We start from the raw sequence: 12,566 nt of genomic DNA, 5'->3' as shown, positions 1-12,566 counted from the left end.
TCGATAGTGAAAGGATTCTATTCGGGACGAGTGCAGACCCCATATTGAACTTGTCGTCTTGAATGGCGTCAGGATACCGTCAGCCGTTGCAATCGTTTGCAATCTAATTGCCATAACTTACATATCCAAACATTGGCTCACACAATAACGATCACTTCAATTTTCCCGATAGTGTTCTTCGAGCGGCTCGCTATAATGCACTTCAGGACGGTACGGCAATCGACCGCTACCGCCCGAGGGTACCAAGGCATATGGATTGCTGGTACCGGAACAGGTATCCGAAGCACCTTCAAGGCCGCTTCCCCTGTATCGGCAACAACACGAAGCCCTGATGCTACGTCAGCTGTCAGCTCTGGTGCCGTGGCCGTCTGCATATCTTATGCAGTGCGTATCACCAGATTCATTTCACTTTATTAGGTAATACTGTGACGAAAGACGAACTGCGCGCGGAACTTGAGCGCCAGGAACAACGTTACAAGGAAGTTTACGGCGGGGAAATCACCACCTACGCCGCCCAACCTGAACCGGAACGCAAACCCTGGCGTAAACGCGCCACTGTTCAGGATCAGGCTTTTACCCAGGAACTACAGAAAATGGAAAAAGAACTCCGGGCCGAAGAGCGATGACACGCCTGGTCTGGTGTTCCTGAGCAACGGTATCCGGCCAATACCCAGGCTGGATACCGATACCGGTAGCCCATCAAGAGCGGGCCGCCGTCTCATGCCATGGTGGGGGATCGCCGACCAGCGATCCGCCTTTCAGATATTTCACACGGTCCTTGGTACCTCACTCAAGCGGCGAGAATCTCCCTGCCCGGCTTGCTTTTCACCCCCGAATCAAGGGGTTGCGCCTCCCACCGAACACCTTGCCCGAAAAGCTTTCCTACAAATTATTTCGCAGAAGAATGCTACCGATGAGCAGGGAGTGCATCGATTTACGAGGTTTTCTGGCATAATCGCGCCCCCTTACGACCGGGTCAGAAAACCTTCATGATCGATTTATTCAGCGGACTGGATGCTTGGGTGCTTGTGAGCCTCTTGCTCGCCCTGGCTTTTGTCCTCGCCTTCGAGTTCATCAACGGCTTTCATGACACCGCTAACGCGGTTGCCACTGTTATCTACACCAAAGCCATGCCGCCCCACCTGGCGGTGTTCTTTTCCGGTGTATTCAATTTCCTCGGCGTGCTGCTGGGTGGCGTGGGCGTGGCTTATGCCATCGTGCACCTGCTGCCGGTAGAACTGCTGATCAATGTGAATACCGGCCACGGCTTGGCCATGGTGTTCTCGCTGCTTGCAGCGGCCATTACCTGGAACCTGGGCACCTGGTACTTTGGTATCCCGGCATCCAGTTCCCATACGTTGATCGGATCCATCCTCGGCGTCGGCCTGGCCAACGCGCTGATCAACGATATTGCGCTGTCCGACGGCGTGAACTGGCAGAAAGCGATCGATATCGGCGCTTCCCTGGTGTTCTCGCCCATGGCTGGCTTCCTGATTGCCGCCCTGGTGCTGATCAGCCTGAAATGGTGGCGTCCGCTGTCCAAGATGCACAAGACGCCGGAACAGCGTCGCAAGATCGACGACAAGAAGCATCCACCGTTCTGGAACCGCCTGGTGCTGGTGATTTCGGCCATGGCCGTCAGCTTCGTACACGGCTCCAACGACGGCCAGAAAGGTATCGGCCTGATCATGCTGGTGCTGATTGGTATCGTTCCGGCGCAGTTCGTCCTTGACCTGAACAGCACCACCTACCAGATCGAACGCACCCGCGACGCAACGCTGCACCTGAGCCAGTTCTACCAGCGCAACAGCGAATCCCTGGGCGAATACCTCGCGCTGGGCAAGAGCGTAAACGGCGACCTGCCCGAAAAATTCCGCTGCAATCCACAGCAGACCGAACCGACCATCAATGCGCTGCTCGATACCCTGAAGGGCGTGGCGGACTATCACTCGCTGCCGTCGGAAAAGCGCATCGAAGTGCGTCGCTACCTGCTCTGCCTGGACGATACGGCGAAGAAAGTGGGCAAGCTCCCTGGTCTGGCCGCGCGTGAGAAAGACGATCTGAACAAACTGCGCAAGGACCTGACCGCCACCACCGAATACGCTCCGTTCTGGGTGATCCTGGCCGTCGCCCTGGCCCTTGGCCTGGGCACCATGGTTGGCTGGAAACGTGTGGTGCTCACCATTGGCGAGAAGATCGGCAAGCAAGGCATGACCTACGCCCAGGGCATGTCGGCGCAGATCACCACCGCCTGCATGATCGGCATGGCGAATATCTTCAGCCTGCCGGTGTCCACCACCCACGTGCTGTCCTCCGGCGTGGCGGGCACCATGGTCGCGAACAAGAGCGGCCTGCAAGGCGGCACGGTACGCAACATCCTGCTGGCCTGGGTGCTGACCCTGCCGGCAACGGTGGGCCTGTCGGCCGCGTTGTTCTGGCTGGCCTCCAAGGCCATCGTCAGCTGATTCCAGCCGCTCACAAAAAAAGGTGCGATCCTGTTGGGTCGCACCTTTTTTATACCGCCGAAAGGGCCAGGCTGAACCTTTGTGGGGCTTGCTCGCGAAAGCGGTGGATCAGTTGGCGAAAATGGGCCAGACATACCACCTTCGCGAGCAAGCCCGCTCCCACAGGGTGTCATGGGTAAAGTGAAATAAAAAAAGGGCGACCGAAGTCGCCCAAAATGCCTTGCGTGCTCGTTGCAGCTGGAAAGGTCTATGGCTTTCTGCGCTTATGTGCGTCTTTCCAGATGAATAATCCAAATACCGCGAAGAATACGAACATGAGGCCGACCGTCAGTATCCCGGCAAACACCACATTATCTAGAAACATGACGGGCCTCCTGATCTTGCCCCTGTGCGATGGGTTCAAGTTAACCATTCAGGCCTGGATAAGAATTGACCGGGGTCAATAACGCTCGCAGCTGAGCGAAAAGGCAGGGAAATAACTGATCTGTGTCAATGGAACGGAGGGGGTCAGCGCTTTTTCGGCTTGTTCCTGGGTTTCTTTGCGGGCTTGCCCAGAGGCATGGCCTGCTCGAAAGCCTGGCGAACTTCATTGAGGCGCTTTTCGTTGAGGTCGTGAACGCGCTTGGCGCGTTCGGCGCTGAGGTCGATCAGCTTGTCGTCTTGGCTCATGGCGTCCGGAATCATGCAGTGGATTGCGAATGCATCCATGATGCTGGGTCTGGGCCGCGTTGACCAGTCTGCCTTCGTCGCAAAACCGAAATCAGATCTGGATATCGACCCATAGCCCCTGACGTGTCTCGCCTTCCACCAGTGGCACCACGGGCACGGTGTTATCGGCATTCAGTTCGGTACCAGGTACCGCCAAATGTTCTTCGGGGTCTTCATCGGCTTCGCGTCGACGCCTGTCGCGCTCTTGCTGGCGACGCTGTTCCTCGCGCAACAACAGCGCGGCTTCTTCCGGATCGCGCTTTTGCAGATCGATGGTCGTTTCATTGGAGCTTTGCTGTACCGGGACCACGGGCGGAATATCCGGTCGCTGACGGATCGGATCCTGTTGAGCGGTAATCGGTACGGCGCTCAAGGGGAGCGTGGGTGGCAACATAACAATCTCCTGTCTTCAGGTTGTCGGCTGCAAGGCAGGCAGCTTGAACCGCCGGTCTGAAACTTGTGACCCGGTTGGCATTAATACAAAACAGACACAAGCTTGTTTGATCACCAAGCCGGATTAAGTTCCATGGAACCGATTGGCCGGAACCTGCCGATACCCAGTCGGTGCGTGCGTATTTCCTTTGGTCTGGGGGATCAATCCGTTAAGATAGCCGGCTTTTTCAAGGCGGGAGTCAGGCAGCATGGCGCAGCAGTATCAACCGGGGCAACGCTGGATCAGTGACAGCGAAGCGGAGTTGGGTTTAGGCACCGTCCTGGCACAGGACGGCCGCTTGTTGACCGTGCTCTATCCGGCCACTGGCGACACTCGCCAGTACGCGCTACGGAATGCGCCCCTCACCCGTGTACGGTTCTCGCCCGGCGATGTGATCACTCATTTCGAAGGCTGGAAAATGACCGTCCGGGAAGTCGACGACGTCGATGGATTGCTGGTCTACCACGGTCTCAACGGGCAGAACGAAGTCGTGACCCTGCCGGAAACCCAGCTGTCGAACTTCATCCAGTTCCGCCTGGCCAGCGACCGCCTGTTCGCCGGCCAGATCGACCCGCTGGCCTGGTTCTCCCTGCGCTACTACACCCTTGAGCACACCAGTCGCCAGTTGCAGTCCCCGCTCTGGGGCCTGGGAGGCGTCCGGGCCCAGCCAATCGCCCACCAGTTGCACATTGCCCGTGAAGTGGCCGACCGGATTGCTCCGCGCGTGCTGTTGGCAGACGAAGTGGGTCTGGGCAAGACCATCGAGGCCGGCCTGGTCATTCACCGCCAACTGCTGTCCGGGCGCGCCAGCCGTGTACTGATCCTGGTGCCGGAAAACCTCCAGCACCAGTGGCTGGTGGAAATGCGCCGGCGTTTCAATCTGCAGGTCGCGTTGTTCGATGAAGAACGTTTCATCGAGAGCGATGCGAGCAACCCGTTCGAAGACACTCAGTTGGCCCTCGTAGCCCTGGAGTGGTTGGTGGAGGACGAAAAGGCCCAGGACGCGCTGTTCGCTGCCGGCTGGGACCTGATGGTGGTCGATGAAGCCCATCACCTGGTATGGCATGAGGATCAGGTCAGCCCGCAATACGCGCTGGTCGAACAGCTGGCCGAGACGATCCCGGGCGTGTTGCTGCTGACCGCGACGCCGGAGCAACTGGGCCAGGATAGCCATTTCGCCCGTCTGCGGCTGCTGGATCCTAACCGTTTCCATGACCTCAAGGCCTTCCGCGCCGAAAGCGAAAACTATCGCCCGGTGGCCGAGGCCGTGCAGGAATTGCTGGACAAGGGCCGCCTGTCGCCCGAAGCCCACCAGACCATCCACGGCTTCCTGGGCAACGAAGGCGAAGCCTTGCTGACCGCCGTCAATGATGGCGATGTCGAAGCCAGTGCCCGCCTGGTGCGCGAACTGCTGGACCGCCACGGCACCGGCCGTGTGCTGTTCCGCAACACCCGCGCCGCGGTGCAGGGCTTCCCGGAACGCAAGCTGCACGCCTATCCGCTGCCATGCCCGGACCAATACCTGGAATTGCCTTTGGGCGATCACGCCGAGCTGTATCCCGAGGTCAGTTTCCAGGCCCAGCCGGACGCCAGTGACGAAGAGCGCTGGTGGCGCTTCGACCCGCGCGTCGAGTGGCTGATCGACACCCTGAAAATGCTCAAGCGCACCAAAGTGCTGGTGATCTGTGCCCACGCCGAAACCGCCATGGACCTGGAAGACGCCCTGCGCGTGCGTTCCGGCATCCCGGCCACGGTGTTCCACGAAGGCATGAGTATCCTGGAACGCGACCGCGCTGCCGCCTATTTCGCCGATGAAGAGTTCGGCGCCCAAGTGCTGATCTGCTCGGAAATCGGCAGCGAAGGCCGCAACTTCCAGTTCGCTCATCACTTGGTACTGTTCGATCTGCCGGCGCACCCGGACCTGCTGGAACAACGTATCGGTCGCCTGGACCGGATTGGCCAGAAACACACCATCGAGCTGCATGCGCCCTATCTGGAAACCAGCCCGCAGGCGCGGCTGTTCCAGTGGTATCACGAAGCCCTGAATGCGTTCCTCAACACCTGCCCGACCGGCAACGCCTTGCAGCATCAGTTCGGCCCGCGCCTGCTGCCGCTGCTGGAAGAAGCCGACGATGGCGAATGGCAAGCGTTGATCGACGAAGCCCGCGCCGAGCGCGAGCGTCTGGAAGCCGAATTGCACACCGGTCGCGACCGCCTGCTGGAACTCAACTCCGGTGGCGCCGGCGAAGGCGATGCACTGGTGGAGGCCATTCTCGAACAGGACGATCAGTTCGCCCTGCCGATCTACATGGAAACCCTGTTCGATGCGTTCGGCATCGACAGCGAGGACCATTCGGACAACGCACTGATCCTCAAGCCGAGCGAAAAAATGCTCGACGCCAGCTTCCCGCTGGGCGACGACGAAGGCGTGACCATCACCTACGATCGCAACCAGGCGCTGTCTCGCGAAGACATGCAATTCATCACCTGGGAGCACCCGATGGTGCAAGGCGGCATGGACCTGGTGCTGTCCGGCTCCATGGGCAACACCGCCGTGGCGTTGATCAAGAACAAGGCCCTCAAGCCAGGGACCGTGTTGCTGGAACTGCTCTATGTGAGTGAGGTGGTTGCCCCGCGCTCGTTGCAATTGGGCCGTTACCTGCCGCCGGCCGCCTTGCGCTGCCTGTTGGATGCCAATGGCAACGACCTGGCTGCCCGGGTTTCGTTCGAAACCCTGAACGACCAGCTCGAAAGCGTACCCCGCGCCAGTGCCAACAAGTTCATCCAGGCCCAGCGTGACCAGCTCACCCCGCGCATCAATGCCGGTGAAGATAAGGTCGCCCCACGTCACGCTGAACGCGTGGCGGAGGCTCAGCGCCGTCTGGCGGCCGACACCGACGAGGAACTGGCGCGCCTGACCGCCCTGCAAGCAGTCAACCCGACCGTGCGCGACAGTGAGCTGGTGGCCTTGCGTCAACAGCGCGAGCAAGGCCTGGCGATGCTGGAGAAGGCCGCGTTGCGGTTGGAAGCGATCCGGGTGCTGGTGGCGGGCTGATTGCCTTGAACTAAACAAGAAGCCCGCAGCGATGCGGGCTTTTTTATGGCGCCATACCCAGCACAAAACCCTGTGGCGAGGGGATTTATCCCCTCGCCACAAAGGACTCCATTCAGCCGACAGGCCTCAAGGGCTGTAATACCCCACCGCCACCAGGAAATGCCCGACCTTCTTCAGGTACGCGTGTTTGTCCTCGACCTTGCCGGTCACCGGGTTCTTCCACCGATATTCATACTCCCCCGCATTATGCTTGGCGATCAGGGCCAGGATCGGCTCCCCCACCGGTTTGCCATCGGGGTCCTTGACCTTGGCAAAGTCGGTATTGATCAACCGCAGATTGGTGCCATGAGCGACATACCGGCGGGTATCGAGGTCGACAATGAACACGTACAGGTCATCCTGCAAGTAGCCGCCCTTGAGGGAGTTGATTGCCGTCAACGTGCTCTTCTCATGCTTCAGCAAGTCGCTTGAAGCCTTGTCCAGCAACGCCCTGGCCTGTTCGGCGGAAGCCCGCGGCAGGTAGTAGCCAACCGCCAGGATCCGCTCGCCGACCCGCTGGAAATACACATGCTTGCGCTCGACCTTGCCATCCGCCCAGTTTTGCCAACGGTACTCGGCTTGCTGAATACCACTGGCTTCGGGGGTCTTCAGGGCGTCCTTGAAGGCCTTGCGCAAATCCGGGCCCAGCACTTCGGAAACGTCTCGCCCGATCAGCGCCGACGATGGCCCGCCGCTGGCGAGCATCACGCCTTGGGTGTCCACCACGAACACATAGCGATCCTGGTCGACGAACTCTCCTTGGCGACTGAAGGCGGCAAACGCCTTGTCGCCGTTGTCGTGGTAGTAAGCCAAGGCCTTTTCCAGCAGCGCCTTGGCTGCCTGGCCATCATCTGGCGCCGCAGCGTGTGCCGATGCCAGCCCCAGCAATAGCATTGCGACCCACCCAGCCGTCCTGCGAAGAAATCCCATGCGCCCGCCCTCGTTCGTTTTGATGTTTCAAGAGCGTAGACGGCGTAGAGGCGATGTAGAAGTATTCAAGGGATTGCTGGTGATCGGGGGCCGTCTTGTTGCCCGCCAGGACGCCTTCGCGAGCAAGCCCGCTCCCACACTGGATTGGCGTACGCGAAGCTTGGCGGGCTTGCTCGCGAAGGCGGCGTCAGGTCACCACCTTCAGCAAGCCTGGAATGACATCCCTGGCGACAAGAGGACTTATTGGCCCCGGGCGCTGAGTTGTTGCTGCAAATGCTGGATCTGCGCCTGCAACGTATTGATGTTGCGGGTGACCTGGCCGCGGAAGGCGTCAAACTCGGCGGTGTTGCTGCCTTTGTCCTGCTGACTCTTGAGCACGATGACATCCTGCTCCAGGCGATCGATGGCGGAGTTGGACGTGGCCCTTTTCAAGGCGGTGATATCGGCACCGATGCTCTTGAGCTGAGCATCCAGGGCGCCACCCTCTCCCTGGTTTTTAAGGGTGGTGACTTCAGTCGCCAGCGCCTTGACCTGGGCCTGGAGCTCTTTGTTGGTGGCTTGCAGCTGTGTGTTGATGTTCTGCTGTTCAGTGCCCTGGGCAATCAGTTGGGCCAGTTCCTTGTCCAGGTCGGCGGACGGACCGAACGTGCCTTGCAGCTGTCTGTATTGTTCCTGCAGTTTGCTCTCGAACAGCCGGGCCTGCTCCTGCAGCTTGTTGTCCAACTGCTTGACCTGCAATTTCAAGGCTTCGCTGTCGCTCATGACATTGGACTGGCCGGCAACCACCTTGCCGGAGATGTCCTGCAAGCGCCCCGCCGCGTCCTCACTGATCCGGGCGAAGCTTTCCTGGGTGGCCACCAACTGCTGTTCCATCAGGGAAATCTGCTGGAAACTCCACCACGCCAGGAAGCCGAGCGCACACAACAATGCGCCGACCAGCGCCCACAGCGGTCCGGTGCTGGGGCTCTTGACCCTGGCCGCCGCAACGGGCGCCGTACGCGCTTGTACGTGGGGCGGGCGGTTGGACAAAAAGTCCTCGTCATCGGGAATGTCGGCCCGCATCCGCAGGCTCGGTACATCATCGAAGTCGTCGTTGGCATCGTTACGCATGGGCATGGGTTCAACCTTTGGGAAACCGGTAATGGCATGATGCGGCGAGTATAACCCCCTCGCCCGCCGCACCGATTGACCCCGAACCCGGCACTCGGTTCATGACGGGCCGATCAGCGGCCTTTCCACCAGCTGCAGAACTCATCGAGAGCCGTCCACAGGCTGACCTGCGGATCGTAATCGAGATAATGCCGGGCCCGGCCGATGTCCAGGGTGAAATGCTTGTTCATGACCTGCATGCCCAAGCGCGATAACGTCGGCTCGGGACGGCCCGGCCATAGTTTGCACAGGCCTTCGTTCAAGGCGGCGACGCTGTAGGCCAATCCGTAGGAACGGTAACGCCGCACTTGTGGAACGTCCATCCGGCGCATCACATAATTAACCACATCCCACAATGGAACCGGTGCGCCGTTGCTGATGTTATAGGCCTTGCCCAGGGCCGAACCGGTGACCAGCAGACTGCTGAGCAAGGCTTCGTTGAGGTTCTGCACGCTGGTGAAGTCCACCTTGTTCAAACCATTGCCGACAATGGCCAACCGCCCCTTGCGCTGCATTTTCAACAGCCGTGGGAAAATGCTCATGTCACCGGCTCCGGTCACGAAGCGCGGCCGCAGGGCCAGAACTTCGAGGCCAAACTCCTGGGCACCGAAGACCTTCTGCTCGGCCAGATACTTGGTTGCCGCGTAAGGATGTCCAAAGCGTTTGGGCACTTGGTCTTCGGTCAACCCAAGGTGATCATGGCCATCAAAATAGATCGACGGCGACGACAAATGGACCAGGCGCCGGACCTTCTGCTTGAGACACGCCTCGACGATATTCTCGGTGAGCTGGACATTACCCTGGTGAAAATCCTGATAACGCCCCCACAGTCCCACCGCGCCAGCGCAATGCACCACGGCCTCGACATCCAGGCAGAGGTCGCGAGCCAGCAGCGGATCGCTCAAGTCGCCGGGTACGAACTGCGCGCCGCGACGCACCAGGTGGTCCACACTCTCGGCCCGGCGTCCGTTGACCCGTACATCCAGGCCCTGCTCCAGGGCGAAACGCGCAAAGCGCCCGCCTATGAAGCCGCTTGCGCCGGTGACCAGAATCTTCATGAATACTCCTAGAAATCAGATTCGAGCTACAAGTCTCAAGCTTCAAGCCAATGGCTTTTAACTTACCGCTTGCAGCGTGCTGCTTGCTGCTGCGATCAATCGCTCGGTCAATAAGCCGAGCAATTGCCCGCCATTGCGCCAATGATGCCAGTACAACGGTACATCGATCGGTTTATCTGCGAACAATTCCACCAACTCGCCCCGAGTCAGTTGTTCACGTACTTGCAGCTCAGGCACCAGCCCCCAGCCAAGCCCGACCTCGGCAAGACGAATGAAGCCTTCCGACGACGGGCAAAGATGATGCTCGAAACCACCTTCCACCCCCAGGGTGGCCAGGTAGCGATGCTGGAGAAAGTCGTCCGGGCCGAATACCAGCGCCGGGGTACGGGCCAATTGATCGGCGCGCACACCGTTGGGGAAATGCCGGGCGATGAACGCCGGGCTGGCCAGCGCCCGGTAGCGCATGGCCCCGAGCAATACGCTACGGGCACCCGCCACCGGACGCTCACTGGCACAGACACACGCCGCCACTTCACCGGCGCGCATGCGCTTGAGGCCGACGGTCTGGTCCTCGACCACCAGATCCATCAGCAAATGGTGCTCGGCGCAAAAATCACCCACCGCCGCCGCCCACCAGGTCGCCAGGCTGTCGGCGTTCAAGGCGATGCGCAAGCGCTCGGGCACTCCCTCTTCATCCAGCGCCGGGACCAGGCTTTGCAAGTCGCGCTCCAGCAGACGCACCTGCTGCACATGGTTGAGCAAACGCCGGCCGATCTCGGTAGGCGCCGGCGGCGTGGCGCGTATCAGCACCGGTTGCCCGACCCGCGCCTCCAACAACTTGATGCGCTGGGAAATGGCCGACTGTGACAGGCCAAGCACTTGGGCGGCCCGCTCGAAACCGGCTTGCTCGACCACCGCCGCCAAAGCGGAAAGCAATTTGTAATCGAACATCAGTTCCTCTAATGAGCAATCAGCAGGATTTGTTTTTCTTATACCGATTCGCACCGGAGAATGCCAACATTCAACACCTCGCGGAGAAGTAATGATGTGGCAAAGCTATGTGAACGGCTTGTTGGTGGCCCTCGGCCTGATCATGGCCATCGGTGCCCAGAATGCTTTTGTTCTGGCCCAGAGCCTGCGTCGCGAACACCATTTGCCGGTGGCCGCCCTGTGTGTCACCTGCGATGCCTTGCTGGTGATGGCCGGGGTCTTCGGGCTGGCGACATTGTTGGCCCAGAGCCCGCTGCTGCTGTCGATCGCCCGGTGGGGCGGCGCGGCGTTCCTGTTCTGGTACGGCAGCCTGGCGGTGCGTCGGGCCTGTTCGAAACAGAGCCTGCAGGAAGGCGGCAAACAAGCCGTGCGCTCGCTACGGGCAGTGTTGCTCAGTGCGTTGGCGGTAACGCTGCTCAACCCTCACGTGTATCTGGACACCGTGTTGCTGATCGGCTCCCTCGGCGCCCAGCAAAGCGTCCCTGGCGCCTACGTCGTGGGGGCGGCCAGTGCTTCGCTGCTATGGTTCTTCACCCTGGCCCTGGGAGCCGCCTGGCTCGCCCCCTGGCTGGCTCGCCCCGCGACCTGGCGGGTTTTGGACGTGCTCGTGGCGGTAATGATGTTCACTGTGGCGGTGCAATTGATCATCTCCGGCTGATTATTGCAAACCGCTCTGGAACCTCTATTCCACACAGTTGTTGCGTGGTTATGCCGCACCCCCGGTGCTATGATCCGGGTCTTGCGCCGCAAGGAGTACAAACTCCCCGGCGCTAGTCCGGCCGCCCGTGATCGGCCTTGCGCTCACCGCAACTGACCTGATTAGGAGAATCACCATGGCTTTCGAATTGCCGCCGCTGCCCTACGCACACGATGCACTGCAGCCGCACATCTCCAAAGAAACTCTGGAATTCCACCACGACAAGCACCACAACACCTACGTCGTGAACCTGAACAACCTGGTGCCAGGCACCGAGTTCGAAGGCAAGACCCTGGAAGAAATCGTCAAGACTTCCTCGGGCGGTATCTTCAATAACGCCGCTCAGGTCTGGAACCACACCTTTTACTGGAACTGCCTGGCCCCTAACGCCGGCGGCGAACCTACCGGTGCTCTGGCCGAAGCCATCAACAAGGCCTTCGGTTCGTTCGACAAGTTCAAGGAAGAGTTCAGCAAGACGTCCATCGGCACCTTCGGTTCCGGCTGGGGCTGGCTGGTGAAAAAAGCCGACGGTTCCCTGGCCCTGGCCAGCACCATCGGCGCCGGCAACCCGCTGACCAGCGGCGACACCCCGCTGCTGACCTGCGATGTCTGGGAACACGCTTACTACATCGACTACCGCAACCTTCGTCCGAAATACGTCGAGGCGTTCTGGAACCTGGTCAACTGGAAATTCGTGGCCGAGCAGTTCGAAGGCAAGACCTTCACCGCCTGATTCGCGCTCCAGCCCAAAAGAACCCGGCATCTGCCGGGTTTTTTTTGCCCTGAGGGAAAGGGCCCGGCTATCGGAACGCTGGAAACGACCTCACGTCCGAATCCCGATAAAAAATCCACCGCGGGCTCAAGTTGCGGCCCCTTCCAACCGACATAAAGACCATAGAGCAATCACTCTGAAAGAACCGTATATCGGCCATGTTCCAGGCGAAACACCTTGTGTTTGATTGTCCCTTTGACTGACATCACAGGATTGCCAATACTCATGGCAACTTGACGCTACCCGCACGGTACAAGGAATCCCTCTTTG

At 59.9% G+C, this 12,566-nt stretch carries 12 protein-coding genes; 5 read left to right on the top strand and 7 right to left on the bottom strand.

The window, feature by feature from the left end; all coding sequences use genetic code 11:
• Nucleotides 1–425 precede the first annotated feature (425 nt).
• Nucleotides 426–626: a hypothetical protein gene (locus EGM97_RS12615; protein ID WP_053146297.1), complete on the top strand. Its 201-nt coding sequence runs from the start codon at nucleotides 426–428 to the stop codon at nucleotides 624–626.
• Between the two features lie 363 nt (nucleotides 627–989).
• Nucleotides 990–2,465, top strand: a complete 1,476-nt coding sequence (locus EGM97_RS12610) for an inorganic phosphate transporter (RefSeq protein WP_238960891.1) — start codon at nucleotides 990–992, stop codon at nucleotides 2,463–2,465.
• Between the two features lie 247 nt (nucleotides 2,466–2,712).
• On the opposite strand, the gene ccoM is transcribed toward EGM97_RS12610, so the two are convergent.
• The 3 genes from ccoM to EGM97_RS12595 form a co-directional block, all read right to left on the bottom strand.
• A complete protein-coding gene (gene ccoM, locus EGM97_RS12605; protein ID WP_053146291.1) occupies nucleotides 2,713–2,829 on the bottom strand; it encodes a cytochrome c oxidase subunit CcoM in 117 nt (38 codons plus the stop codon).
• A gap of 143 nt (nucleotides 2,830–2,972) precedes the next feature.
• Complete coding sequence (locus tag EGM97_RS12600; protein WP_238960956.1) at nucleotides 2,973–3,173, bottom strand: hypothetical protein; 201 nt, start codon at nucleotides 3,171–3,173, stop codon at nucleotides 2,973–2,975.
• 52 nt (nucleotides 3,174–3,225) lie between these two features.
• The gene (locus EGM97_RS12595) at nucleotides 3,226–3,567 is read right to left on the bottom strand and encodes an aspartate-semialdehyde dehydrogenase (RefSeq protein WP_238960892.1); all 342 of its coding nucleotides are present in this window, start codon (nucleotides 3,565–3,567) and stop codon (nucleotides 3,226–3,228) included.
• Between the two features lie 247 nt (nucleotides 3,568–3,814).
• On the opposite strand from EGM97_RS12595, the gene rapA reads away from it, so the two are divergent.
• On the top strand, nucleotides 3,815–6,661 hold the full coding sequence (rapA, locus tag EGM97_RS12590) for an RNA polymerase-associated protein RapA (protein ID WP_238960893.1): 2,847 nt from the start codon (nucleotides 3,815–3,817) through the stop codon (nucleotides 6,659–6,661).
• 126 nt (nucleotides 6,662–6,787) lie between these two features.
• Here rapA and EGM97_RS12585 read toward each other — a convergent pair whose 3' ends face one another.
• The 4 genes from EGM97_RS12585 to EGM97_RS12570 all read right to left on the bottom strand — a co-directional run bounded on the left by EGM97_RS12585 (nucleotide 6,788) and on the right by EGM97_RS12570 (nucleotide 10,788).
• Nucleotides 6,788–7,630, bottom strand: a complete 843-nt coding sequence (locus EGM97_RS12585) for a cache domain-containing protein (RefSeq protein WP_238960894.1) — start codon at nucleotides 7,628–7,630, stop codon at nucleotides 6,788–6,790.
• 240 nt (nucleotides 7,631–7,870) lie between these two features.
• Nucleotides 7,871–8,746 carry an ATPase gene (locus EGM97_RS12580; RefSeq protein ID WP_238960895.1) on the bottom strand — a complete coding sequence of 292 codons (876 nt, stop codon included), beginning with the start codon at nucleotides 8,744–8,746 and terminating at the stop codon, nucleotides 7,871–7,873.
• 107 nt (nucleotides 8,747–8,853) lie between these two features.
• Nucleotides 8,854–9,837 (bottom strand): NAD-dependent epimerase/dehydratase family protein, encoded by a 984-nt coding sequence (locus EGM97_RS12575; protein WP_238960896.1) that lies wholly within the window; start codon nucleotides 9,835–9,837, stop codon nucleotides 8,854–8,856.
• A gap of 57 nt (nucleotides 9,838–9,894) precedes the next feature.
• Nucleotides 9,895–10,788 carry a LysR family transcriptional regulator ArgP gene (locus EGM97_RS12570; RefSeq protein ID WP_238960897.1) on the bottom strand — a complete coding sequence of 298 codons (894 nt, stop codon included), beginning with the start codon at nucleotides 10,786–10,788 and terminating at the stop codon, nucleotides 9,895–9,897.
• A gap of 94 nt (nucleotides 10,789–10,882) precedes the next feature.
• Here EGM97_RS12570 and EGM97_RS12565 point away from each other — a divergent pair, with 94 nt between their 5' ends.
• Entirely contained in the window at nucleotides 10,883–11,485 is a 603-nt protein-coding gene (locus tag EGM97_RS12565; protein WP_238960954.1) for a LysE/ArgO family amino acid transporter, read from the top strand.
• A gap of 175 nt (nucleotides 11,486–11,660) precedes the next feature.
• Nucleotides 11,661–12,257: a superoxide dismutase gene (locus EGM97_RS12560; protein WP_053146260.1), complete on the top strand. Its 597-nt coding sequence runs from the start codon at nucleotides 11,661–11,663 to the stop codon at nucleotides 12,255–12,257.
• Nucleotides 12,258–12,566: the final 309 nt, after the last annotated feature.

Source organism: Pseudomonas sp. AF32, from assembly GCF_022342325.2.
Lineage (GTDB): Bacteria > Pseudomonadota > Gammaproteobacteria > Pseudomonadales > Pseudomonadaceae > Aquipseudomonas > Aquipseudomonas uvaldensis.
The sequence above is the reverse complement of the archived record's forward strand: the minus strand, read 5'-3'. Positions and strand labels throughout refer to the sequence as shown.